Origin of the sequence: Flavonifractor sp. An92, from assembly GCF_002159175.1 — a bacterium.
Lineage (GTDB): Bacteria > Bacillota > Clostridia > Oscillospirales > Oscillospiraceae > Pseudoflavonifractor_A.
In genome coordinates, this window is sequence record NZ_NFGZ01000037.1 from 1 (window position 1) to 24,844 (window position 24,844).

Sequence of the window (24,844 nt, forward strand, 5' to 3'; positions counted from 1 at the left end):
GGGGAGGTGGGGGAGGGCTATTCTGTTGATTCGGGTCCGGTGTGGTGCCAGCGGCATGCGGATCCGGGGCCGGAGGCTGGTGGGCTGCGCTCACCTGAGGCGTTCTGCGCCCTCTGATCTTGTTTTTGATCTTGGTAAACACTCCTGGCATACTGATCACTCCTGTCTCGTTCGCTCTTCCAGATCCTGCTGTACCTGGTGATAATACTCGCCCAATTCCTCCCGGCCCACGCTCTTGCCCGCCTTGTGCTGCTCGGCCTGGACGGCCCGCAACAGGTGGGTCATGCGCAGCGGCACGCCCTCCGCCGCGGCCAGGAAGGCTCCCGCCACGGCGATGTTCTTGATGCTGCTGCCCGAGAGCTCAAAGCTGCGGGCCAGGAAGTCGAAATCCAGGTCCTCGTCCCGGGGCAGCTCCGGCGGCAGGACGCTGCGCCAGATCTGCTCCCGCCGGTCCCGGTCGGGGAGGGTGAAATCAATGATGAATTTCAGACGGCGCTTGAAGGCCTCGTCGAAATTCTGGAGAAAGTTACTGGCCAAAATGACGATCCCGTCGTACTCCTCCATCTTCTGGAGGAGGAAGGAGGTCTGCACGTTGGCGTAGCGGTCGTGGGCGTCCTTGGTCTCGGAGCGCTTGCCGAAAAGGGCGTCGGCCTCATCGAAGAAGAGGATGCTCTGGCTCTTCTTCACCTCTTCAAAGACCGTGCTGAGCTGCTTTTCGGTCTCGCCCACATATTTGGAGATCACGCCGGACAGGTCCACCTTGTACAGCTCCAGCCGCAACCGGTTGGCGATGACCTGGGCGGCCATGGTCTTACCGGTACCGGGCGGGCCGCTGAAGAGCATGGACACCCCCCGGCCGTAGGCCACCTTTCGGCCAAAGCCCCACTGGTCGTACACCCGGCGGCGGAACTCCACCTGGTCGCAGGCCTCCCGGAGCCGCCGCTTCTGCTCCGGCGGGAGGATCAGGTCCTCCCAGGTGTACTGGGCATTCACCCGGCTGGCCAGCTTGCCCAGGGTGTGGGAGAGCTGGGACCGGCAGGCCTGATGGAGCGTGTCGTCGCTGAGGCACTCCTCCCCTGCCCAGTCCCGCAGGCGTCTGGCCTCCTGCGCGGCGGCGGAAATTTGCCCGGGGTAGAGGGCGAATTTATTGGACAGCGACTCCAGCGACGCCCCCTCCCCCAGCGACGCACCGGACAGGGCATGCTCCCAGAGGGTGAGCCGCTCTCCGGCGTCGGGGGCGCTCAGCTCCAGCTCGGCCCGCACCCAGGGGGCGCAGGGGGTCTGGGGCTGCCACGGCAGTGGCGAGAGGAGAAATACCACGTCGGTGGCCATGGCGGCAAGCTCCAGCAGCCGCCGGATGTGCACGGTCAGGCTCACCGGCTCCCGGGCGGTAGGGCGGGGACCCTCCCCCTCTGTGGGGGGCGGCTCCTCCCCGGCGTCCTGAAGGTGCTCAAACCCGGTAAAAATCAGCGCCGCCCGGCGGAGCACCGTCTCCCGCAGGATGGGACGCAGGACCCCATCCCACGCGCCCTCCCGCCGGAGCAGGCTCTCCACATCCACCACCAGGGCGGGCCGCCCGGTCTGTTCGCAGAAATGCCGCGCCAATGTCCGCCGTCCGGACAACTTCTCCCCTTTCAGGTAGAACAGGAGCCGCGTCCCCTTGCCCTGTTCCCCGGCGAAGGACAGCATCCGCGCCAGCTTCTCCCGATGGAGCACCAGCTCCGGCAGGGGCTCTCCCGGCCAGAAGAGCTCTCCCGCGCCGATGAGGGCGGGTTCCTCGCTCATAAAGTCCAGGATAAACGCCGTGACCCGCCGGTCCAGCTTGAGCCCCGCCGACTGGTCTCCCCGGCCGTCCGCCCCGCCGCAGCCGGCGCAGAAAAGGTGCTCCAGCACCGGCAGACGCTCCCGCCACCGGGCCAGCAGCGCCAGCTGCCGCTCCTGCTGGGCGGTGAAGGTCCGCAGGCACAGCTCCAGGCTGGGCAGCTGCCCCCGGTCGGCCTGGCAAGCGGCGAAGCGCCCCTCAAAGGAGCGGTCCAGCTCCGGCGCCAGGGCCAGATAGACGCAGTGGCGCTCAAAGTCGGTGAGCTGATAGGCCCGGAAAAGATACTCCAGGGCAATCACCGTCCCGGCGTCCAGGGCGGCCTCGCTGCGCAGGCGGAGGGTACGCTCCAGGCGCTGGGCCTTCCAGGCGGGCTCCTCCGCGTTCCCCTCCATACGGGACAGGCGCAGGGCGCACAGCTCCAGCACCTGCCCCAGGTACTCCTCCTGGGAGGCAAAGGGTCGTTCCATGGGCGTCACCTCCGTTGAAAATCAGAGATTACTCAGAAGTGTGGCCACGATCTGGGCCATCTCACCCCGGTTCAGGGTGGCGGTGGGGTTGAATTTATAGTTGCTGGGCATCTCCAGAATGCCCGCCGCGCGCAGGCGCACCACCGAGTCGGTGGCATAGGACGCCACCTGGTTCAGGTCCACATACCCGGTGTCCAGGCCCCGGGAGCGCAGGCGCAGGCCGATGCCCGAGGAAATGTTGCCCAGAAGGGCCGCCATATCCTGGCGGGTGATGGCCTCGTTGGGCCGGAACCGCCCTCCGCTGACGGCGCCCCCGCCCAGATTGTTGAAATACAGCCAGCTGGCCGGCCGGGCCACATAGGAGGTGGTGGGCACGTCGGAGTAGACCTGCACCGCCCGCTGGGGCAGATTGGCCGCCGACAACGCCGACGCCACCAGACTGAGGAATTCGCCCCGGGTGGCCGGGTCGTCGGGGTGGTAGAGCCCGCTGGAGTCGCCGCTGATGACCCCGCGGGAGACCAGATAGGTCACATAGGGGTTGGCCCAATGATCGGGACCTACGTCGGAGAAGGAGGCCGGGCGGTAGACCACGCCGAATTTGGAGAGGTGGGTGGTGAACAGATACACCCCGCCCTTGGCTTCGTCATAATAGCTCTCGCTGACCAGCTCGGTAGTGCCGTCCTCGTGGATGTACGCGATGGCGATGGCGTTGAAATCCTCCCCTTCCTCGGGCGTATAGGGGATGAACAGGCGCACACCGTAGGCCTCCTCAAAGGCCGTCCGCTCCTTGCCGTCCACCTGGAGCGTGGCGTCCACGCCAGGGCGGCCCTCATGCTCCAGCCGGTCCAGCCGGAAGCGCACCGCGCCCTCCTCTGCCGCTGTCTCCTGGATGGTGGCCCCGTAGAGGCTCATGGCCCCCGCCGGTGTCTCCACCGTGAAGCGGTCCCAGTCCTCCTGGGAGATGCGCTGGAACTGCGGCCCGGTCAGGTCCAGAATGTAGGTCTTGCAGGGGTGCTCCGGGTCCAGATCCTCGATGACGATGGTCCCCTCTTTGTAGCCGTCGCCCTCCAGCTGCTCGGCGTCCTCCGCGTGCTTGCGGGCCAGCTCCAGGAGGGCCTCCAGCTCCTCGTCGGTGACGGTGGTGATGCTCACGCCGTCCTCTTCCACCGTGTGGGCGGGCCAGAGGCGGGTGTCACTGCTGGCGTTCTCCTCGTCCAGCTCGTTCTCCACCCGGATGGTGGGACTGGGCGAGGGGTCCGGGCTGGAATCGCCGCCTCCACCTCCGCCGCCCCCGCCGCCGGGGTCGTTGGACACGATGCCGGACACGCCCACGGTGAGCTCCATGGGGTCGGCCGGGACGGGGTCGGTCTCGCCGTCGCCGTAGACCATGGTGATGTACCACCACAGGTTCATCTCATTGCCCATATAGTCGATGGACCACCCCTCCGGCGGCGTCAGCACCGGGGTGGACTCACTGTATGCAATGTCCACCGTCAGACGCAGCGAGATGCTGCCCGGCTCCCCGGGCACCGCTCCTCTGGTACAGGTCAGGGTATAGCCCGCCCCGCTCGTCTCCGGCACCGTGACCAGACGGATAAAGGCATCTTCATGCACCGTGAAGGTGATGGTGCAGTCTCCGGTAAGGACGTCGCCGGGGAGCACGGCGTCGCCGTATTCATTCACCGTCAGATCGATGTCCAGGGGCTCCGCCGGGCCGCCGCCCGTGTCGGCAACGGAGACCGTAGCGCCGGTGATGGCCGCGGGCCAGTCCACCTGGTACAGACCGGAATCGGCGTGGAAGGAGAGGTCCAGGTCCACGCCCTGCGGCCACTGGACGCTGGAGACCGCCTCGTAGTCCACCTGGGTGGAGAAGTAATCGTTGGAGGTAAAGGTGATGGTGATATCCTCCCGGATGTCCATGTCCATGGTCACCTCGCCCTCCCCCTCCATGCCGCTGGTGTCGATGGTGATGGTCCGGGCGTCGGTCACCGTGACCGCATCCGGATAGTTCCGGACCGCGTGATCAGGCCCGAAGCCATATCCGCTCGCCGCGGCCAGCGTCACCGTTGTGCCGGGGACAAACTGGCCAAAGGCGTAATCTCCGTCTACCTGTCGGAAGTACAGGCCATAGAGGTCTTCGGAGGAAATGCTCCCATTGGGAACTCGCTCCATCCGCAGCACCGGCATGGTCTCAAACAGAGCGCCGTCCTGGCTGTAATACCAGTCCCCGTCCATACCCTGGGCCGCATAACGGCTGCTCCCGTCCGGCGCGCTCTGCGCCTCTACGGTGGGCGGTGTGATGGGAAGGACGGCCTGTCCGCCGCTCTCCGTCACCGTGACGCCGGTGTAGATGAGGGTAGTCCCGCTCTCAAAGCGGGTGCTGTACAGGGACGTGCCCTCCGTGGGCAGCCAGTACCCCTCCCGCTTGAGGGTCAGGTTGTAGGTGCCGGTGGGGACATACTGGCTCCCCGCCGCGTCCTGGTAGATGGTCCCGTCCGCGATGACCGTCCAGCCCGCAAATTCCGCCCCCACAGGATAGAGCCAGTCCTCCGATCCGGTGACCTCCTCCACGGTGCCGTTGAGGGCCGCCGTGCTCAGGCCCGTGATCTGTACCTCGGTGACGCCGGTCCAGTCGGTGCTGCTCAGCACCAGGGTATGCTCATCCCGGAACGACACAGAGGCAGAATTGTTCTTACCATCTGTGACTGTCGGAGGTACATCCGTCACAAAGATATAGTCGTCGGCCAGCGTCAGTTCCAGCTCGCCCGGTACGAACCAGCCGTAGAAGAGGGACGTCCCCTCGGTACTCTGCCCATACAGCTGCCCGTCAGCAAAGTCGTCTACCATAGGTTCCTCGATACGCAGCTGCGGCATCTGCGCAAACAGGCCGCTGGCCGTCTGATAGTAATACCGATCCGTATAGTAGGTATCATTCTCGACCACGCCGTTTTCGTCGGGCACGTCTTTGGCCTGGATGCTGCTGACCGAGAAGCCATCCAGGGAGGAGGCGCTCAGTTCCAGGACAGTCCCATCCGCCGCGACGGTACAGGAGAGCACCGTGGAATCTCCGCCCACTTCGGTGGGCGCCAGCAGAAGGCCTGTCTCGCCGCCGGCGTCCACTGCCTTCAGGGTGAGGGTGCAGGTATCCCCGGTGTCCGGATAGTACCAGTTTCCGGCCTCATCCTGGTAGGTGTCCTGCTCTTCCCCCACCGTCAGCGACTGGACCTGCCACAGCCATCCTCCCTCATTCATATCCGGGATATCATCCACCGGGGAGACGGGAATCCGCTCGCCGTTGATCTCCACATAGGTCCCGTCCCCGTCCACGGTCACCAGGTAGTGCTCCGCCGCTCCGGCGTTCAGATAGGAGAGCCACAGAACCAGCCCCGTCAGGAGGACCACCAGGACCAGGGCCAGAGCCAGCCCCCGCTGCGGGATGCGCCGGCTCCGGGCCGCGTTGCGTTCGTGTTTCATAGGCACCTCCTGATTGGTTGCAAGTCGATCAATAGCTCTCCAGCCACACCGGGTGCTCCCCGCCGTTCTCCTCGCGGTAATAGGTGTCGCAGAGATAGAGATAGTGCTTGGCCGCCTGGTCCTGGCGGTGCTTCTTCAGCACCTCGATGAAGAGCAGGCGGGCGTCGTAATACTCCTTGGAACAGAAGAGGGCCACGCCCCGCTCGAACTGGGCCTTGGTCTCCTCCTTGCGCTGGCGGGTGAGCTCGTCGTCCCCGTCGTACACGTCGTAGAGCCGCTCCAGCCGGTCCAGAGTGCGCATCTGCACAAAGCCGATGGTGCGGGCGTGGTAGCGCGTCTCGAAATCGGGGATGAGGGCCGCCGCGCTACCGGTGATGAGGACGCTGGCCCCGTAGCGCACCGCCAGGGGGCGCAGGAAGCTGGTGAAGCTGGTGTGCTCGGAGATAGTCATGGCCTCCAGCCGCTCCTCCGCGCCCACGATGCCAATCATGGCCGGGCCGGCGCTGAGGGTGACGTGGAACGCCAGGTCCTGCCCCTCCGCCTCCTCCAGCTGGGCCGGGCGCAGGGTCTGGCACAGCTGCACCGCCGCGTCCAGGGCCCGGTCTGGCCGCTCGGTGTAGATGGCCAGCAGGCCCGCCCGGTCAAAGCGGTCCACCAGGCCCCCTGTGGCATCCACCACCGGCACCAGCCGGGAGAGAACCTGGTTGATGAGGCGGAACATCTCCCTGGAGCGCAGGCTCCGGGCGATATCGTCAAACGCCCCCACCGAGCAGTTGAGCACCGTGGCCTCCACGCTGGTCTGGTCCTCCAGGCGCACGTCGATGACGCTGGACTTTTCCAGCAGGTCAAACACCCGGGCAGGCACGAAGCGGGAATAGCCGTCGCTGGTCATGCGGATCTCCTTATCCCGGAAGGCCACGCTGCGGCTCATGGCGTTGAAAGCGCGGGTGATCTCCGCCACCTCGTCGCGGCCCCGCTCCGGCGCCTGGACCCCCAGGTTGCCGTCGCTGATCTCCTGCACCCGGCGCTTGAGGATGCCCAGGGGGTGCAGCGAGTAGGCGATCACCGCCGACAGCAGCACCGCCAGCACGGCCAGCACCGACAGATTCACCAGCGTCAGCGTACGGGCCCCCTGCTCCACGGCGTAGTCCAGGGACTGCTGGGTGTCCCCCGTCTCAATGACGGCCACCACGTCCCCGTTTTTGTCCAGCACCGGCGTCAGGAGGATGGTCCATGTGCCCAGATTGTCCCGGAAGGAGGTGCGGATGGTCTCCCCCGTCTCCGCCACCTGGTAAAATTCCTCCGCCACGGCGGCGCTGTATCGGGCCTCCACCGGCACGCCCACATAGTCCTGCTCACAGATGAGGGAGACCAGCTGCTCCCCCTCCAGCTTGTAGAGCCAGAAGTAATTGGAGTTGTAGACCTCCTGGGTGCCGCCCGAGGGCCGGTGAATCTCTCCCTGGTTGGGGAGCACGTTGAGGGCCGAGCGGATCTCGTAAAAGTAGACATTGTCGAAGGCGTCGGTGGTATCGATCTCTTTGATATAGGTGGTATTGAGGGTGGCGGTCTGCTGGCTGGTCAGGAGATAGAGCCGCTCGTACTGACCGTCCACCAGCTCCTGCCGGAAGATGGCGTTGACCAGCGCGTTCACCACCACCAGGCTCACAATGAGGATGGGCAGGAAGGCGCACAGGAGCTTGGTGACGATGGGCACCTTGCCCCGGGTCAGCAGCAGGAAGACCCGCGCCGCCAGATAGACCAGCGCTGCCAGCGCCCACACCGTCAGGAAGCCCAGCAATGCCCGCAGGGCGATGTGCCCCGCCGGGGCGTTCAGCTTCTCCAGGGTCACCGCCCCGCTCTCCCGGAAGATCCCCAGCACGCTGCCGTCCGAGACGGCGGCGGTACAGGTCCCATCCGTGTCAAAGGCCACAGCACTGATCCCCCGGTCGGGGATCTCCCGCTCCGCCCGGTCGAAGGTATAGACTGCCCTGCCGGTACCGCTCAGGTCCATCCGGTACACCCGTCCGTCCGGACCGGCGGCGTACAGCCCGTCCGCTCCGTCGTCGGCAAAGAGAAGCAGCGGCTCGCCCTCGGTGCGGGGGAACACCGCCTCGGGCTCCTCCCCCGGCTCAAAGACGTAGATCTCGCCCGCTGGCGTGGTGAAGGCCACCTTGCCCGACGCGCTGGCGTAAAAATCCGTAAAGCCCACGCCGATGTCGGTCTCAAAGGCCACCACCTCGATGAGGTCGCTGCCCTCCATGGCCTTGTAGAGCCGGGCCGTGGCAGTCTTGCCGGTGTAATCCGTGCGGAAGCAGTAGAGCACCCCGTCCCGCACCTGGATGGCCAGGTTGTTGTCCTGGGTATTGTCCTCCACGGGGAGCTCCCACACCGCCTCCAGCCGCCCCTGCGCAAAGTTGCAGTAGTACACCGTCTCCGACAAAATGAGATCGCTGACGATGTCGGCCTTCCGCTCCAGGACATAGACCGCGTCCCCGTCCCGGACCAGACAGTCATAGGAGCGGTAAGCGCTGCCGTCCCGCACGTCCCGGCGGATCTCCTCCAGCAGCGCGCCGCTCTCGTCGGTCTGGAAGAAGCGGAACTGGTCCTCGCCCCGGTCGATGCCGTAGATGGTCTCCCCCGCGGGGAGGGTGGCGATCACCTGCTGAAAGGGCACCGACGCCCCCCACCAGCCCAGCGCGGCCGCCGCGGCCAGGGAGAGGATAAGCACGGCGATGAGCCGCCGTTTCGTTTTTACCGATAGCATGTGGTACAACACCGCCTTCCAGGTTTCAGCCGCCCAGCAGGTCCAGCCGGGTCACCCGTCCGGGCTCCAGCTCCAGGGACCGCTCCTCCCAGTCCCCGCCGGGGGCGCGGGAGAGGACGCGGCAGATATAGGCCTTCACGGCCATGGTCCGCAGGGGGATGAAGAAAGCGCCCTTCTCATCCGCCCGGGCCGCCGACACGGGAAACACCGTGGCCCCCGCCTTCTTGCAGCCCCGGGACAGAGGCGCAGCCAGCAGGCAGCCACCCTCCTCCCCGTCCACAGTGCTGCGGACCTGAAAATACTCCAGCTCCCCCTCTCCCTTGCGCCGGAGGGCAAAGAGCCGCCCCTCCCAGTCGGAGCCCGATGGGTCGTAGAGCTGGAGGAAGCGCCCATCCAGCACGCCGGAGGGGGCATAGTCGTACAGCAGGCGCAGGGGCCGGGGGTCGTTCTCACACAGGACCCGTACCTCCGTGCCCGGCGCGCCGCGCCCCTCCAGACAGGTGGTCTGGCTGGGGATGCTGTAATTGCGGTTGGGGGTCAGGCGCAGCTTCACCACCGGGTGCAGCGGCGAAAGCTGCCCCACCTCCACCCGGGTCTCCGCCGTGTGGTAGGCCCAGGCCCGGGCGGTGAGGTCCAGCACCGGATCCTCACAGTCCAGGAAGAGAAAGTAGCCGTCTCCCTTGCGCACCGGCTTGCGCAGCACTTGTGCCGCCGTCACCGTAAGGTCAGGGGCGGTGATGGGCCTGCCGCTGAAGTCGTCGATGACCAGCACCGCCGCCGTCACATGCCGGCGCAGGCGCACCCGCTCGATGCCGCTGCCGTTCCATTCGTACCGCATGGCCCACTACTCCTTTATCGTGAGATCCAGATCCACCACACGCTGCACCTCGCGGGTCCGGCCGGACTCCAGCTCCACCGGGCCCACCCGGTAGAAGAGCGAGGTCCGGTAGGCCTGGTTGGGCACGTTCCAGATCCGCTGCTGGGACTCCAGCTCCAGCGAGAGCATCCGGATGCGCAGATCGTTCCCCGTGGCCCGGGGCACCGGGGCCAGGGTCTCGGCACTCAGCGCCGCATGGTCCTCAAAGGTCTGGATGACCTTGCCCAGGATGCGCTGGTCCTCCCCCGCTCGGTGCTTCACATCCGCCTTGGAATAGGCGGTGATCATGTAGGACAGCGTCAGGAACGTGGAGGGAAAGCGCTGCCGCCCGGGCCCCAGATCCACCATCTGGGTGGCCCGCAGCTCCTCGCTCTCCCGCACGTCGTACAGGTGGAGCCCCAGGATCATGTCCCCCTTGTCCTCCGGGGAACAGAGCCCGATGTTGTCCGGGCTGAGGATGACGTCGGGGCACAGATTCTCCCGCAGCAGCCCCACCAGCGCCGCTCCCACGTCGGCGATGACGGTATAGTTTCCCATGTCCTCTCCCCCTCTTATGGCAGCACTTCCAGCAGCAGACACTGCCCCGAGCTGCCGGCAAAGACCGCCTGGACGGTGCCCGCGTCGGTCTCATAGGTATAAATCGTGACCTGGCTCTCCGGCGAGAGGTTGGTCAGGCGTCCGAAATAGCGGTTGGACTGGCTGATGGAGATCATCCGGCTCTCCCCCATGGTGGCCTTCCCGGTCTGGGTGGGGCTCCCAAAGGCGGCGGTCAGCTCCGACTGGGTCATGCCCACTGTGGCGCCCGCCACCGGTGCGTCGTTCCACACGTCCACGCTGATCACGTTGCCGCCGCTGTCGGCGCGGATGGTCACTCCGATGCCGTCGGTGGTGTCGCTGTACACCGTGGCCTGGCCGTCGGCCAGGGTCCAGTTGTCTCCGCCGCCGGAGAATTGGTCCTTGGCCTCGCTGAGCGACATGCCGGCCAGAGCGCTGTAATCGATGCCGCCGTCCGCGGTGGTGGGTCCGTGGTAGACCGCGCCGGTGCCGGTCTGGCCACCGGTTTCCGTTCCGGTCTGGCCCCCCGTCTCGCCTCCGGTCTGGCTGCCGGTTTCTCCGCCGGTCTCAGTGCCGCCTTCGCCGCCGCTCTCCCCGCCAGTCTCCTCCGGGGGCAGGCTGGGGGCGGTGACCTCGCCGGTGACGGTGCCGTCAGCGCCCACCTCCACCAGCTTTCCGTTGCGGTACTCGCCCGCCGCGGTGACGAAGCCGGTGACCGGGTCATACTCCGTGCCGGTGCCGTGGTAGACGCCCAGGCGGAAGCCGCCCTTATAGATGGGCACGCCCAGCGTCTCGTCGTACAGGGTGCCCTCGCCGTCGTAGCGCCCGGCCTTGAAGCCGCCCTCATACCGGGGCAGTTGGGTCTCGGGGTCGTACTCCTTGCCCTCGCCTTCCCGCTGGCCCTGATAGAAGGTCCCCTCGTACACCAGCGCGCCGGTGTCGGCGTCGAACTGGCGGCCCTCACCCTCGTACTTTCCGGCCACAAAGGAGCCGTCGTAGAGGAGCCGCCCCTCCACCGGGTCGTACTCCTTGCCGGCGCCCTCAAAGGTCCCGCCGGCAAACTCGCCCTCATAGATCACCAGGTCCCCGGCGTAGAGCTTGCCGCTGCCCGACATCTCGCCGGAGGCGAAGGTGCCGGTGTAGAGCACCGCGCCGTCCTGGTAGAGGGTGCCCTGCCCCTCGTACAGTCCGGCCTTGAACTCGCCCTCATAGAGGATGGTCCCGTCCTCGTTGTAGAGCGTGCCGCTCCCCTCGTACTTGCCCGCCACAAAGTCGCCCTCGTAGATCAGCGTGCCGTTCTCGGCGTAGAGCTTGCCCCGGCCCTCGTACTGGTTGGAGGCGAAGGTGCCGATGTAGCAGGGGTTTCCGTTGGGCCAGAAGGTCTGGCCGCTGCCCTCATACTGCTCCAGGAGGAAGCCCCCCTGGTAGACCAGATTGCCCTCGTAGTCGTAGAGCTTGCCGTCGCCGGTGATGCGCCCGTCCACCAGGGGCCCCCGGTAGAGCACGGTGCCGCCCCGGCTGGAGAGCAGCTCCACCTTCCCGTTGTAGCCCGCCATTTCCAGGCTGTTGACCACCATGGTGGTGGTGAGGAAGTTGGAGCGGATCACCGGGTGCAGGAATTTCAGATAAATCACCGGCACCACCAGGACCAGCAGCCCCACCAGGAACACCAATTTCTTGGCGATGTAGTAGTTGCCCACCGAGAAGTAGTCCTTCAGAGACTGAGGCTTCCCCTGAATGAGCTCCTTGCTGCCCTTGCGCACATCGGCCATCACCCGGGTGGTGAAGCCGTTGGGGTTGAGCACCTGGCGCAGCTTCCGGTAGCCGTTGGTCACCGGCACCGAGATGATCCGGGCCAGCCGCTGGCTGCTGTATTTCAGGACCTGGATGAGACTGGTATCCTTGGTAAAGCGCATGGTCGTTTCCCCTCTCTCCCGGCACGCCGGGCGCTATGAGCCGGGCGTCTGGGCGCTTTGGATCTCTACGGTACCGATGGCGTCGAACCGCACCGGCGTGCCGGTGGGCGTTGCGGGCACCAGAAGTGTGTACACCAGATAACAGAAGGCCGCCACCAGCACCAGCCCGCCCAGCACCGGCTTGACGAACCGCCGCAGCTCCTTGATGCGGCCCCACAGCCGGAAAAGCCAGGTGTCCGGCTCTACCTTGCCGTTCTGGACCCGCCCCCGCAGGGCGGCGCGCACCCCGTCATAGGCCCGGTAGAGCTCCAGATAGCTGCTGTACTTGGCCAGGTCCAGCGCCTGGAGGTACTCCTCCAGCTCGGGCACGCCCCTGGCCTCCAGCTCCGGGGCGAAGAGCACCCGCAGCAGCTCCCCTACCCGGACGCACACGAAGCCCATGTCCACGTTGTAGCAGGCCGTCATGGACTCCAGCACGTAGTTGAAGCGCACCTGAAGGCTGTCGTCCACGGTGACGTTGCGCTCCCGCAGGGCCTCGAACTGGAGGGGCGCGGGCATGTTCAGCAGCGTCATCCGCTCCAGCAGGTTCCCGCCGATGACCAGCCGCTCCTCAAAGCCGAAGTCCCCTGCCTCCAGGCGCTGGGACAGAAAGGGCGCCTCGCTGTACCGAAAGCGGGCGTAGAGGTCCCCGTCCCGGCTGAACAGGCCTAAAAAATCCTCAAAGGCGGGGTTCTCCTGCTGCCGGGCCAGCATGGGCAGGAGATAGCGGTTGAGCGCCGGATTGCGGAAGCGGGCCAGGGTACACAGCTCCCCTCCGGGGTCGTTCAGGTCCCGACAGACATAGATCTCCTCGTCCGTGCCGCTGCGGAGCACCCGCAGGACGGCAAAGCGCTGGTCCATCGTCCGGACGATCATCTCCACACCTCCTGTTCCCACATGCCGGTCTTAGCCCTCGGCCTGCATCGGGTCCCGCACCACCACATAGGTGGAGGCGCGCAGCTCCGGATGGGCCAGACTCTCGGCCACGATCTCGTACACGCCCACCGTGCTGGGGGCGGTGTACATGCCGTTCTCGTCGATCTCGCCCCCCTGGGGCTCCTTCACGCTCCAGCGCACCCGCTGGTCGGACACGTTCTCAAACATGGTCTGGAAGTAGCAGGTCTCCCGCACCTCCAGCTCGCACACGTCGGGCCGGATGAAGATGCGCCGCTGCTCCCGGTCGTGGACCGCCTCCTTCGTGTCCCGCACGGCGGTCCAGTGGATGCGCACATGCCGGGCCGAGGTGGGTGCGGTCAGCCGCAGACCCACCACGAAGGTGCCCTTGGTCACATCCACCTTGGCGGCAAGCTCGGCGTGGACCTCGCCCCCCTCCTCGTCAAAGACCTCGGGGGAGCCGCAGACGATGGGCGAATCGTCGTGGATGTCCCAGGCCGTGCCCAACCCGATGTGGACCGGACCCAGGCCTAAGCCGTGGGCGATCTCCTGGGAGAAGAAGCGCTGGCCCTCCACGCCGCCGATGCCCAGATTCACCACTACCGAGCCGGAGGCCACGCTGCGCAGCGCCGCCGGAGCCGGGGCCGCCGCCGGGGCGGGAGCCGCGCCGGGGCGCTCCTTCTCCAGCCGGTCCAGCTTGGCCAGGATCAGGTCGTTCATGGCCGCCGACAGGGAGCCGTTGAACACATACTGCCGGAAGGGCATGTTCTCCACGCTCTCGATGTAGTAGGACGGCCCCGCCTGGATAAGGGAGATCTTGGCCAGATAGATGCTCTGCTGGTAGGTGTTGCGGACGATGTCCTCCATGGCGGTGCGGTAATACTGGTCCATCACCGCGCCCTCGGCGCTGCCGGAGAGCACCCGGCACAGGTTGCCCCCCGCCGCCTGGGCGGCCACGCCGCGGCCCCCCACTGTCAGGCTCAGGCTGTCGGACACCACCTGGGCACCGCCCTCCGCGCTGCGCACGTCCAGTGCCTTGAGGGGGATGTCCAGACGGTAGCGCCCGGCCTTGGGGAAGTCCTTCTCGTCAAAGTGGACCCGAAGGCGGTCCTTCCCCTCGTGTTCCAGGCAGGTGAGGGCCACGTCGTAGTCAAAGGCGAAGGACTGCTGCTGACCCATGTTCTCCACCAGCACGGTGAGGACGGCCTCCCCGCCGGCGGTGAGGAAGCGGTTGAGGCACTGCTTGATGCGGATGCCGTTGCCCCAGTACACCGTCTTGGTGTCCCGGTAGTGGTTGGCGGTGGTGAAGCCCTCGTGCTCCGGCTCCTGGGCGGTGAAGAAGATGCGGTAGCCCTCGGAGACCTTGTTGTACTCCACCTCGCCGGTGCCCCGGGCAGCGGAGCCGGCGATGCTGTGGACCGGCTCGGTGTCCTCCTCGGCGTACTCAATGCACAGGTACAGGTACCCGTCCTCCCCGGCGCTCTCGTCGTAGCCGTCGATCATGTCCAGCTTGCGGATCACCGGCGCGTCCACCACGATCTCCCGCCCGGCAAAGTCCAGGGCCAGGCCCATCTCCACCGAGATGGTCCGGTCATCCACCCGCACCACGTTCATGCCGCACACCACGCCGCTGCCGTGGAGGAAGCGGTTGACCATGCGGCGCTTGTCGTTCATGTACTTCTGCTCGGTCTCAAAGTCGTCCACCGTCAGGAGCTTGCCGTAGAAGTAACGGCTGCGCGCAAAGGGAAAGTAGTTCAGATTCTTCAATGTCCTCTCCGCCCTTCTTTAAGTTGAGAGCACCTGCTCGCCCTCCCCGCCCAGGCGGGTGAAGGGCAGCGCCGAGCTGCCGTTCAGATGCAGCGGCCGGTACCGGTCCAAAGTGCTGTTGATGCCGAGATAGCTGTATTTGTCCAGAAAGAGATAGGGTGTGAGCACCACCAGATTCACCTCCACCCAGGCGGGCCGGGCGTTGTCGATGATGCGCAGCAGGGCCTTATAGGCCTCGGTGCTCTCCAGTGCCGAGCTCTCCAGGATGAGGGTGACCATATAGGGGCTCTCGCCGTAGAGCTCCTTCAGCAGCGATGCCCGCCCCGTGTCGGTGAGAAAGGGCTCGATGTCGCTGTGCTCCACCACCCAGGGGGTGTGGCCGGTGTAGAGCTCCACCATCTCCACCACATACTGCCGGGTGCCCCGGATGCGGTAGAGCTCCATGCCCCGCCGCACCAGGGTGCGCAGCTTCTCCTGCGGCCAGAGGTAGCGGTCCTCCACGTCCAGCCAGCCCGAGAGCCACTCCAGATACGCGCCCTCCACCACGTCCGGGTCCAGACACCGGGCCACGTCCCGGATCTCCTGGTCCAGATCGCTGTACAGGGACTGAAAAATGCTCAGATACCGCTCCACGAAGGGGCTCTCCCCCGGCCGGGGCTGGTAGGCCTCCGGCAGGTACTGCATCCAGGTCTCCTTGGGAAAGCGGAGCTTCAGATTGCCCACCACGGGGGACTCGCCCCCCTGGGCGGTGAGCTCCACCCGGAACCAGAGGTATTGCCCCGTCAGGTCGTGGAGCAGGATGTCCCGGGGGGAGAGGGCGGTGCGGGCGAGCCACGGCTCGCTGAGCTGCCGCCGGTCCTCGTCGGTGAGGGCGGGGTCGGCCAGCAGCTCCCCCAGGTCCCGCGCCGCGCCGTGCCATACCGCGGTGCGGGCGGGCGCGCAGTAGAAGTCAAAGCGCACCGAAGCTGTCCCCCGGCTCACGCACTCCAGGGTCAGGTGGTGCCAGACGGTGTCCTTCTCCCGGCTGTCCAGCAGGCGGGACCAAAAGACGCCGCGCTCCGCGCCGTCCGGGAGGCAGATCCGATCGCCCAGACAGGTGATGTTCTCCCCCCAGCCCCGGCTGAAATCCGAGGTCTTGTTGAATACAAAGTACTTCTGCGGCCGCTTCAAGGCCTCACCCCCTTATTCCCCAGGCCGTACCTGATAGCTGGCGGACTTGAGCACCGCCAGCGCGTTGTAGGGCAGGAGCACATCTCCGTTGATCCCCCGGGAGATGCCCTTGCCCTGGGCGTCGATGGTCAGCGCCTCCACCCCCTGCACACAGTCCAGGGTGTCGATGATACCGTAGAGCACGCTGTACCGCACCGGCGCGCCGAACTCCCAGCCCTTTTGGAAGAAGTCGGCCACCGCCGCTTGGATGCGCTCCCGGGCGTCCACATAGTGGGGCTGGGAGAGGATCTCGGCGTAGACGGTGATGTTCACATAGGCCGGCGGCAGGAGCTTCACCTTGGTGCCTAGCATCCGCCGGTCCTCCAGATAGCGCAGGATATTGTCCGTGTAGGCCGGGCTCAGCGTCCGCTCCCGGCGGAGGGAGTAGGGCTCCACCACCACCGTGACGCAGTTCTCCTCCAGGCTGCCGTCGGGCCGGGGCAGGCGCTGTACCGGTACCGCCTTGCAGTTGGAGATCATCAGCCCGGGGGCGGCGCGCACCAGGCGCTCGTAGTCGGCATAGGTCACCGCCCGGTCGCTGCGCCGCATCTGACGGCGGCACCGGAGCTGGCAGTCCTCGATGCTCTCCCGGTCCCGTCCGCCGGAGGCGTCGTCCGGGTTGGTCACCGCCACCGCCCGGACGTCCACGCCGGAGAGCGCCCCGTCCAGCGCGGCCACCTGTCCGGCCTTCACGTTGCCTCCGGGGCCCAGGGTCACCGCGTGCCCCGCCAGGAGGATCTCCCCCTCGGGGGCCATGCCGCAGACACAGTCGCCGAAGGACACGGTGCCCTCCGCCTCGTCCAGGAGGTAGTGCCGGTCCTCAGGGCCGGAGGCGTCAAAGTCCTCCACCCGCTCCCACAGGCTCCACACGCCGGGCTGGTCCGGCTCGGCGATGAGGAGCTGAAGGTCCTCCGCCAGCTGGCCCTTGCCGGGCAGCGCATAGCTCTGGCCGGGGAAGCCGTCCCCCACGCCCAGGCCCCGGGCAAAGCCCGGCCTCCACAGGAGGAGAAGGACCTCCTCCTCTCCCGCGCCGGGGACGGTGAAGATGCCGCCGCCCCCCGGCCGGGCCGTCCGGACGACGCCCTCGCAGCGCTGCCAGGTGCCGCCCTGGCCGGGCCGGTACACCGCGTACTCCCCCGCCGCGGCCAGCAGAGAATCGTCCTCCGCCCGGCCACCCCGCAGGGTCAGGCGCTTGCACAGGGCGTCGGTCTCCCGCTGGCACACCGGCACCATGGCGTCGCTGACGCCGGTGACCACAGGGGGCACGTCGTAGACGCCCCGCTCCACCCGCACCCGCAGCCACGCGCCCGGGCGCTCCAGAAAGCTCCGCGCCTCCTCCGGCGCGTCCGCCCAGGGGCAGGGCCCGCCGCCGGTGAGGACCACCGCGCCGGTGAAGAGGAGCCCCCTGGTCTGGTCCTCCTCCACCGTCAGCGCCCGCCAGCCCGTCCGGTCCAGCACCTCCCAGCGCAGCTCCGCCAGAGGGCGGAACGCTCCGTCCGCCGGGTTGCGCGCCACCGGCCACTCCTGGCTCACCCAGAAGTAGAGCCGCAGGGGGAGCGCCCCGCTCCACGGGCGGTCAAAGCGGAAATAGCAGGCGCTCCCGGGCGCGGCCTCCCGGCCCAGCAGCTCCAGGCGGAGCTTGCCGCCGGACCGGGCCTGAAAGCCCCAGCGGCGCTCCCCGTCCCAGACGAAGCCGTCCGTCAGGCGGCCTCCCGACAGGTCCGCCGCGCATTCGGTCTCAAAGGGGATGTCCCCCGCCAGCAGCCGGGTCCCCCGGGGCAGCAGCCCCGCTCCCCCATCCGTCCGGGCCCACACCGCCGCGCAGGTCCGGGCGGGCGAGCGCTCCTGCCGGACGCCGCCCAGCAGCTTGAGGAATTTCTGCCGGTTCCGGGGCCCGATCTGGTCCAGATGGTACTGCTGGCTCTCCTTCAGGAAGGCAAAGAGCTCCAGGAAGGTGATGCCGGGGTCGTGATCATTGTGGTCGGTCCAGCCGGGGCACAGACGCGGGATCATGCTCCGGGCCTGCTCCGCGATCTGACGGAATCGCTCGTCATCCAACTCCGGGATGGGCAGCATGTTTGTCACCTCCTGGTTTGCCTTGTTACTCCACTGTGATCAGGATCGTGTGCGCGCCGCTGCGGGGCAGGGCGAAGGGCATGTCGTGTACATCCTCCAGGTCCACCTCGGCCCGACCGAAGCCGGTCTCCAGAAAGGCCGTGGCCGACACGCTGCGCAGGAAGGTCACTCCCCGCACCCCGTTGAGGCAGTTGCGCAGCTGGGTGACGTTGGGGATGCGCCCCACCGCCCAGCCCTTGCCGTCGAAATTGCCCTCCAGCGGGTCCAGAAAGGCGTCCAGCCGGCGGCGCAGCTCCTCCCGCACCGCAAAGACCTGGTTGAAATCGCCCACCGTCAGCTCCGCCTTCACGCACAGCTCCAGAAACTGGGGCTGCACCACATGGAAATGCTCCAGCGCCGCCAGATTGCCCCCGCAGCGCGCCGTGATGTAGTCCAGCACCCGGCTGCGGATGGTGGGCATCAGCGTGCCGCTGGTCTCCCCATCCCGCAGCAGCACCACCAGCGTCACCCAGCCCGGGCGGGGCGCGCCCGTGTCGTCCCGGTTGGTGAAGCACTTGGCCCGCACGATGCTGCGGGTGGACTCCAGCGCCAGGGACTCGAAGTCCCGGGCGGTCACCGCCCGCCCGCCGTGGCGCAGGGCGGCTCCGCTGCGCGCCACCGCCTGGTCGAAGGTCTCCTGGTCGCACCCGCCGGAGGTGGGGCACGGGTTCCAGATCTGGTTGACGAAGCCCAGCGAGCGGCTGGAGCGGTTGATGGCCCCGGCGGGCACGTTGCCCACCGTGCCGCCGCCGGTGCGGCAACGCACCTCGATGGTCTCCCTCCGGCCGGTGGGCGGGATGCGGCCATGCACCCCGTCGGAGAAGCGGATGAGCCCCTCATTGGGGTCCAGGGTATAGTGCCGGTCCTCCGGGCCGGAGAGGTGGAAGTCCTCCCGCTCCTCCCAGAGCACCCAGGCCTCCTCCACCAGGCCCGCCTTGTCCCGGACCAGCCGCAGGCGGCCCGCCCGGTCCAGCTCCTCCATCTCCCGGGGCAGCAGGGAGCTGTGCTCGTCCACCCACACCTCAGCCCGGTGGATCTGGCCCTGGAGCAGGTGGCAGACGTGGTTTTTCTGCTCCGATTCGATGAAAAAGCGCTGGGGCGGCTGGGTGGCCACGTTGCGCACCCGGACGGCATTCCTATAAAGGCCCGAGAGCCGGGGCAGCTGCACCGCGTCGCCGCGTCCGAAATACCGCCCCTCCTCGTCCACCGCCCGCAGCCAGTAGAGGTCCTCCCCCCACAGCGCGGTCCGGACAAAGGTCCCGGTGGTCATCAGGGTCAAAATGCCGCTCTGACGCAGGTTCTCCGTCTCGTCCACCACATTGAGGCTCTCCCAGCCCCGCGCGCCCCAGTACTCCCAGCGCAGGCGGCCGGGCTTGTCCCGCAGGGTCTCCTCCAGCAGGAAGAGGAGCTTCACCGGCCCGCCGGCGGGGGGCGCGTCAAAGCCGAAGTAGAGCGCGCACCCCTCCTCTTCCAGGAAGGAAAAGGGCTGGAACACCGCCGCCTCGCCCCGCAGCGCCGAGCCGGAGAAGGCCCGCGTCTCCCGGTTGTTCTCCATCTGGATGGCCTCGGGCACCGGGCCGTGGCCGTCATAGTGATAGGCAAAGCGCAGGCCCTCCATCACCGGGACGATGTAGTGCCCCCGCAGCTTGTAGAGATTCTGGATCCGCAGGGCCCGGGCCCGGATGAAGTAGCCGGTGGAGGCGTTGACCAGCACCGGCTGGATGTCCTCCGGACAGCGGAAGCGGATGGTCCGCCGCTGGCCCAGGGCCCCCATGGAGGCCTGGAACACGTCGCTCTCCCGCCGGTCGGGGAAGAGCCTGGCCCAGCCGCTGCCGTTGAAGTACTCCCAGAGCACCTCCTGCACCGACACGTCGTACTCCTCGTCCAGGCGGAAATCGCTCTTTTTCATGATGAGCTTCCAGTTCACCGCGTCCTGGCCGGGCTGGTAGTCCAGCGGGATGGCGGCGAAATCCAGGTTGAAGGTCATCTCAATGAGGGCACCCCGCTTGACCAGGGCCTCGTTGCAGCCGAAATAGGCCTCGGCAAAGGGGATGAGCTGCTGGCCGAAGGGGTAGAACTCGTGGACGTCCTGGTCGGCTCCCGCGGCGTGGACCAGGTCGGGCAGCAGGTTCTCATTCCGCGCGGACAGCCGCACCAGGCGCAGAGCCTCCCGGGGGACCTGTGCCCCCTCCCGCAGCCGCAGGCGCACCCAGCGCCGCCGCTCCAGTCCCTCCTGTTCCGCCGGGATCAGGGGGAGCTGGTGCTCCCCCAGCTCCAGAAGCACCCGGTTCCCGTCCAGGGTGCAGGACGCGAAGGGCTGCCAGCTCCCGCCGCAGCTGTACTCCCACACCGCCCGTGCATTGTCGGTGAGGGCCTCCCCCACCGCCCGCGGGAGCTCCCGCTGGTGGCCGGGGGTGAGCTCTACCGCCAGTCCCGCGCCGCCGCTGACCTCCAGCACGCCCTCGTGCCCCAGGCAGAGCACATGGCGCTGCAGGTTCTCGCCCCGCCAGTCGAAGAGGTAGAAGGGCTCCCACTCCTCCCCGGCCCGGCGGTCCCAGCTGCGCACGATGGCGTCCGCCCCGCCGCAGACTGTGTAGATGCACTCCGGCCGGGCGGCGGTGACCAGGATGTCGTCGGTGGTCTCAAAGACGGTGCTGCCCGGCTCGTTCGCCGCGTCGGCCAGCAGGGGCGTGCCCGCCCGCACCTCCGCGCCGCCCTCCACCTCTCCGGCCAGGTCGAAGCAGACATAGCCCTCGGCGGGCAGAGCGGGCAGGAGCCGGGCGTCGATCCCGCTGAAAAAGGCGGCCAAATTCTTCTCCGGCACCCGGTTGAAGCGCTTGAGGGTCTGAGAGAAGAGCTCGGCATAGATCATGGCCAGAGCGGTGCCCAGGTCCGGGTCGGAGGGGTCAAAGCGCCACTCCGGCGTATAGGACCGGGCCAGGTCCGCGATGGCGCGGAGGATGTCCTCTCCGCTGCGGCGGTCGATCTCCGGGATCGCCATGTTACTTCCCTCCCGTCTCAGCCCTCAAGGCCTTCGTTGATGTAATAGGGGTAGACCAGATTGTAGGGGTTGTTGGTGGCGCGCACCACATAGGAGATGTGCACCAGCACCCGGGCGCTGTCCGCGGGGTCCAGCTCCACATAGGTCTCAATGTCCCGGATGCGGGGCTCCCAGCGGATAAGGGCCTGCCGCACCTCCTGGGCCATCTGGGTACAGGCGGTATAGGTCACCACACCGAAGAGGTACCGCCGCAGGTCGCAGCCAAACTCCGGGTGCATCATCCGCTCGCCCTTACCGGTCAGAAGGATGAGGCGCACCGACTCCTGGATGTTCTCCTCCGAGGAGGCGGTCCGCACCCGGCCGGTCACCGGGTCCACCTCCACCGGGAACTTCCAGCCCACGCCCAGAAAATCCCGGGCGGTGTCGCGGTATTCCATCGCGCTTCTCCCCTTTCGGTCAGTTGATCTGGGTCATGGACCCCTTCAAGGTCAGGATGCCGCTGGCCTTGGCCTCCAGATTGCCGGAGGAGGAGACCGTCATCATGCTCCCCTCCATCTTCACGCTCTGCCCCTTCAGGTTCAGGGTCTGATCGGCCTGGATGTTGATGGTGGCCATCTTGAGGGTGGCCTTCTTCCCCTGCCCGTCCAGCTCCAGGGAGCCGCTGCCCGCGTCCAGGGTGATCTTTTTGGCTGCCGTCACGGTGACCGCGCCGTTTTTCCCGTCCACCGTCATCAGGTTCTTCCCGTCCTTGTCCTGGATGGTGACGCTCTTGGCCTTGTCGTCCATCTGGAGGGTCAGCCCGCCGGGGGTGTGGAGGGTCAGGGTCTCCTTGCCGCTCTCCTCGGTAAAGACCAGCTCGTGGCCCCCCTTGGTGCGCAGGCGCTTGACGTCGTTCTTCTCCTTCGCCGTGTCCTCCGGGATGGTGTCCACCTGGTTCCAGAGACTGCCGATGACGATGGGGTGGTCCCGGTCCCCCAGGTTGAAGGCCAGCACCACCTCGTCCCCCACCTCGGGGAGAAAGTAGTTTCCATAGCCCTTTCCGGCATAAGGCTGGGCCACCCGCACCCAGTCGGTGCGGTTTTTCCCCTCCTCGCCCAGGAAGATCTCCACCTGGACCATACCCGGGTGCTTCTTGTCCCAGTTGGCCACCACCTTGCCGGTGGTGACGCTGTACATGATGGGGGTATGTCCCTTGAACTGGTTGCTCCCCTTCTCGAAGAGCTCGTCATACAGGCTCATCCGTCCCAACCTCCGATCTCCAGGGTGGTGGAAAATCCTCCGCCGTTCAGCTCGTGGCGGACTTCCTGGATGTAGTAGTCCAGATCCAGGTCCGGGTCCAGCCCCTTGACGGCGACGAACCGCCCCGGCACCAGCTCCGGCAGGCCCACACAGCTCAGTGAGCCGCTCTGGGCCCGGCGCTTGCGCTCCAGCGCCTCCTTCTCCGCCCGCTTGCGGGCCTTCTTCTCCTCCTGGGCGTCGGGGTCGGTGATGACCGTCTCATGGGCCGCCCCCACCGCCTTCTGCGCCTCGTCGGCCTTCTCCTCCACCTGGGCCTTCACCGCCTCCTTGTTCTCCGGGTCGAAGCCGATGACGGTGATCTTCAGATTCTGATAGAGGGAGCTGCGGGAGAAGGTCATCAGGCCCTCCCCCCAGTCGAGGGTGACGATGGGGGCGGTCACCTTGCCCTTTTCCCGGAAATAGGCCGTGTCGGCCAGCACGAAAAACTCCCGGTTGGCCCGGCGGGCCAGGACCGAGTTCACGAACTCATAATCCGAGGTGGTCTGGGCAATCTGGGTGATCTCGTCGGCGTCGGTGGCGTCCACCGACAGCTTGGTACACAGGACCTTGTAGCGCTCCATCACCGCCTGGAAGGCGGCCGAGTAGGTGGTGACCACATGGACCTCGTTCCGGCTGGTGCCCTCCATCATCAGGCCCCGCATGTCCATGGCTGTGACCTCCAGCACCGGATCGTCGGAAAAGTCCACCCCCACGCCGCTGATATAGCCCTGAAAGACCTCGGTGAGACTGGACCCGTAACCCAGGGACAGGCTCACGGTGCTGCCCAGCTTCAGCGTGGACTTCACCGAGGAGCGAAAGCCGCTGCTTTTGCGGTCATAGGCGCCGACCACCCGGAAGGACACCGCCGAGGCCTTCTCCAGCGAGAGGGAGGCGCTGATGCTCTCCACGCCCACGCCGTCCCCCAGCTCCTTGCCGTCGATCTTCAGCCGCCCCACCGGCACCCGGAACTGGTCGTACTTGCGCACCAGGTCGGCGTAGGAATAGCTTCCGTCCATCAGGCCCATGGGCCACTCTCCTCTCTCAGCGCGGCAGGGCCGGCAGCTTCAGCACCTGGCCCGGCCGCAGGTCCAGCGGATCCATGAGTCCGTTCTCTTTGGCGATGAACCGCCACAGCTCCGGGTCTCCGTACTCCTGGACCGCCAGATTCCACAGGTGCTCCCCCTGGTGGACCGTGCGGTATTTGGTCCGGTCGGGGGATTCAAAGGGGCTCTCCTTCTTCTGATTGGCCACGTCGGTGACCGATTTCAGCGTCAGCTCCACCCGCGCCCGCACCGGCATGCCGTTGGGCATGAACATGGTGTAGGTCTGCTTCAGGTCGGTGACCACCCCTTTGAAGTGGATGGCGCCCCACGAAAAAGTCACCGTGGGCGGCCGGTGGAGGGTGCCGTCGATCTGCACCAGCCTGGCCACCTTGCGGGTGAGCAGGGACACGTCGGTGGGGGTGTGGGGCTTCGCGTCCCCCAGCTCCGCGGAGGCCTGCACCTCCCGCACGCCGCTCTCCGGCGTGTCGTAGGTATCAAAGGTCAGGGAGAGGTTCAGCGTGGTGGACGCCCCCGACAGGAATTGAATGATGGGGCCCGGAAAGCCGGGGACATTCTTCTCCGAATAGTTCACGCTCTCCGAGAGATTGTACTCCGCCGGGTTGAATTGCACCGGCAGGCGCTCCTCCCCGCTCTCGGTCTCCACCAGCAGCACCGCTTTCTCCAGCGCCATAGGTATCTCCTCCTCTCACCTGACCTGGCTCTAAAAGAGCCCCCGCCGCTGACGCTCCAAGCGCAGCTGCTGCTCCATCTCCTTCATGACCGCCCGGGCCAGATCCCGGATCTGACCCGGCGGCGGCTGCCCGGGCAGGGTCCGCTCCATGGCCTGGCGCACCAGCTTCTCCTGCTGTTCCATCTGCTCCCGCAGCTGTTTCAGGTCCCGCTTCTGCTCCTCCAGCGCCTGGGAGCGGACCTGATCCTGGCGGCGGAGGAATTGCAGCTCTGGGGCCTGCCGCCGGATGACCTGTTCCGTGCTCCGCTCCGCCCAGCGGCGGGCCGTCTCCTGTACCGCTTCCCGGCCAGCGGATTCCCGCCGCAGGGCCAGCTCCTCCCGCTCGGGGAAGGACGGACTGTCCTCCGGCTGGGGCGGCAAGGGTTCCAGACGCGCACGGAAGGGCTGTAACCGTCCTTTCGCCGTGGCCGTGATCTCCCGCTGCGTCCGAAGCTGAAGGCGGTATTCCTGGTACAAGGCGCGGTGTCGTTCCGCCTCCCGCTCCACCGTTCGCTCCCGCGTGCGGCCCGGCAACTCCCGACCCTCACGTCGTACGGTCTCCTGGTGGAGAACCATTTGCGTGCCCGGGGCTGTCTGCCAGCGGGTCACCGGCAGCACCGAACGCTCCCGCGTCAGTCGTTCCAGAGCCTGGACACTTTCACGTTCGAATGTCCGGTCCAGCGTCCGCTCCGAAGGTTGGACCAGTCTTTCCGGGGAACTCTCACGTACCGTCTCCTGGCGGAACACCATCTGTTCGCCCGGAACTGTCTGCCAACGGGTCACTGGCAGCACCGAACGCTCCCGCGTTAGTCGCCCCAGAACTCGGGCGCTTGCTCGCTCAATCCTCCGGTCTTGTGTCCGCTCCGAGGTTTGGACCACTGTTTCCGGAGAGC

16 protein-coding genes are annotated in these 24,844 nt (G+C 67.0%); all 16 read right to left on the reverse strand.

The window, feature by feature from the left end:
• Positions 1–156: 156 nt before the first annotated feature.
• The 16 genes from B5G43_RS17895 to B5G43_RS15715 are packed head-to-tail and all read right to left on the reverse strand — an operon-like array spanning position 157 to position 24,743.
• The gene (locus B5G43_RS17895; RefSeq protein WP_087262992.1) at positions 157–2,289 is read right to left on the reverse strand and encodes an AAA family ATPase; all 2,133 of its coding nucleotides are present in this window, start codon (positions 2,287–2,289) and stop codon (positions 157–159) included.
• A 21-nt stretch (positions 2,290–2,310) separates the two neighbouring features.
• Positions 2,311–5,763 (reverse strand): S-layer homology domain-containing protein, encoded by a 3,453-nt coding sequence (locus tag B5G43_RS15645; RefSeq protein WP_087262994.1) that lies wholly within the window; start codon positions 5,761–5,763, stop codon positions 2,311–2,313.
• Between the two features lie 28 nt (positions 5,764–5,791).
• Positions 5,792–8,527 carry a HAMP domain-containing protein gene (locus tag B5G43_RS15650; protein ID WP_143382888.1) on the reverse strand — a complete coding sequence of 912 codons (2,736 nt, stop codon included), beginning with the start codon at positions 8,525–8,527 and terminating at the stop codon, positions 5,792–5,794.
• Positions 8,528–8,552: 25 nt separating this feature from the next.
• The gene (locus B5G43_RS15655) at positions 8,553–9,365 is read right to left on the reverse strand and encodes a hypothetical protein (protein WP_087262997.1); all 813 of its coding nucleotides are present in this window, start codon (positions 9,363–9,365) and stop codon (positions 8,553–8,555) included.
• A 6-nt stretch (positions 9,366–9,371) separates the two neighbouring features.
• A complete protein-coding gene (locus B5G43_RS15660; protein WP_087262999.1) occupies positions 9,372–9,941 on the reverse strand; it encodes a DUF4255 domain-containing protein in 570 nt (189 codons plus the stop codon).
• Between the two features lie 14 nt (positions 9,942–9,955).
• Complete coding sequence (locus B5G43_RS15665; RefSeq protein WP_087263001.1) at positions 9,956–11,875, reverse strand: hypothetical protein; 1,920 nt, start codon at positions 11,873–11,875, stop codon at positions 9,956–9,958.
• A gap of 33 nt (positions 11,876–11,908) precedes the next feature.
• Positions 11,909–12,790: a hypothetical protein gene (locus tag B5G43_RS15670; RefSeq protein ID WP_087263002.1), complete on the reverse strand. Its 882-nt coding sequence runs from the start codon at positions 12,788–12,790 to the stop codon at positions 11,909–11,911.
• A gap of 30 nt (positions 12,791–12,820) precedes the next feature.
• Positions 12,821–14,575, reverse strand: coding sequence for a hypothetical protein (locus B5G43_RS15675; RefSeq protein WP_087263004.1), 1,755 nt, complete (start codon positions 14,573–14,575; stop codon positions 12,821–12,823).
• Between the two features lie 18 nt (positions 14,576–14,593).
• Entirely contained in the window at positions 14,594–15,745 is a 1,152-nt protein-coding gene (locus tag B5G43_RS15680) for a phage tail protein (protein ID WP_087263005.1), read from the reverse strand.
• 12 nt (positions 15,746–15,757) lie between these two features.
• Positions 15,758–17,860 (reverse strand): putative baseplate assembly protein, encoded by a 2,103-nt coding sequence (locus B5G43_RS15685; protein WP_087263007.1) that lies wholly within the window; start codon positions 17,858–17,860, stop codon positions 15,758–15,760.
• A gap of 25 nt (positions 17,861–17,885) precedes the next feature.
• Positions 17,886–20,900, reverse strand: coding sequence for a baseplate J/gp47 family protein (locus B5G43_RS15690; protein WP_087263009.1), 3,015 nt, complete (start codon positions 20,898–20,900; stop codon positions 17,886–17,888).
• A 17-nt stretch (positions 20,901–20,917) separates the two neighbouring features.
• Positions 20,918–21,337 carry a GPW/gp25 family protein gene (locus tag B5G43_RS15695; RefSeq protein WP_087263011.1) on the reverse strand — a complete coding sequence of 140 codons (420 nt, stop codon included), beginning with the start codon at positions 21,335–21,337 and terminating at the stop codon, positions 20,918–20,920.
• Between the two features lie 19 nt (positions 21,338–21,356).
• Positions 21,357–22,139 (reverse strand): phage baseplate assembly protein V, encoded by a 783-nt coding sequence (locus B5G43_RS15700; RefSeq protein ID WP_087263013.1) that lies wholly within the window; start codon positions 22,137–22,139, stop codon positions 21,357–21,359.
• Positions 22,136–23,203 (reverse strand): contractile injection system protein, VgrG/Pvc8 family, encoded by a 1,068-nt coding sequence (locus tag B5G43_RS15705; RefSeq protein WP_087263015.1) that lies wholly within the window; start codon positions 23,201–23,203, stop codon positions 22,136–22,138. Before B5G43_RS15705 ends, B5G43_RS15700 begins: the two co-directional genes overlap by 4 nt.
• A gap of 16 nt (positions 23,204–23,219) precedes the next feature.
• A complete protein-coding gene (locus tag B5G43_RS15710; RefSeq protein ID WP_087263016.1) occupies positions 23,220–23,912 on the reverse strand; it encodes a hypothetical protein in 693 nt (230 codons plus the stop codon).
• A gap of 30 nt (positions 23,913–23,942) precedes the next feature.
• Positions 23,943–24,743 (reverse strand): hypothetical protein, encoded by an 801-nt coding sequence (locus B5G43_RS15715; protein ID WP_158097449.1) that lies wholly within the window; start codon positions 24,741–24,743, stop codon positions 23,943–23,945.
• Positions 24,744–24,844: the final 101 nt, after the last annotated feature.